The following is a 732-nucleotide window of genomic DNA, read 5'->3' on the forward strand; positions in this document are numbered from 1 at the left end:
AAATTCTGCATCTGTAGAAGCTAACAAATTAATTGAGAACGCAAAAGCAGCTATCCAAAATGAAAAAGTATCAGCTATGGCAGATATCAAAAATCAAGTAGGACAGTTATCTATTGAAATTGCTGAAAAAATATTAACGAAAGAATTAGCAGATAAAACTGCTCAAGAAGACTTAGTTAATAATGTTATTGATCAAGTTAAATTTAACTAAACATGGCAGGATTCAGAGCAGCACATAGATATGCTAAAGGTTTGATGGAGTTTGCGAATGGAGCAAGCCAAACAGACGTAGTGTATGCTGAAATGAATGATGTTCGCAAAGTCATTAAAGAGAATGATGATTTAAGAGTTTTCTTAAATTCTCCGGTGATTGATGCAAAGAAAAAAGAAGCTGTATTGAGTGAGATTTTCAAATCTTTATCAAAAACTTCTCAAACATTCATTTCGTTAGTCGTAAGACATGGTAGAGAAAATATTTTGTCTAAAATTGCAGATCAGTTTATTTCATTATACGATTTAGCAAATAATATTGTTACAGCAGAAATTACTTCGGCAGTACAATTAGATCAAAATACCATTGATAATATTGTAGCAAAAGCAAAACAAACTTTAGCCACAAATAGTCAAGTAAAAGTAGAGAACAAAATTGATGTATCTTTAATCGGTGGTTTTATCTTGAAAATAGGTAATACTCAAATTGATTCATCAATCAAAACAAAATTAGCTACATTA

The 732-nt window shown here is 30.3% G+C and carries 1 protein-coding gene and 1 pseudogene; both read left to right on the forward strand.

Going from position 1 to position 732, the window contains the following annotated elements; genetic code table 11:
• A pseudogene (locus tag B3R94_RS07155) lies at nucleotides 1–211 on the forward strand (F0F1 ATP synthase subunit B); the annotation flags it as partial.
• Between the two features lie 2 nt (nucleotides 212–213).
• A partial coding sequence (atpH, locus tag B3R94_RS07160; protein ID WP_291099695.1) for an ATP synthase F1 subunit delta occupies nucleotides 214–732 on the forward strand: 519 nt, incomplete at its 3' end.

The sequence above is a fragment of the Empedobacter sp. UBA7611 genome (assembly GCF_002484365.1).
GTDB classification, from domain to species: domain Bacteria; phylum Bacteroidota; class Bacteroidia; order Flavobacteriales; family Weeksellaceae; genus Empedobacter; species Empedobacter falsenii_B.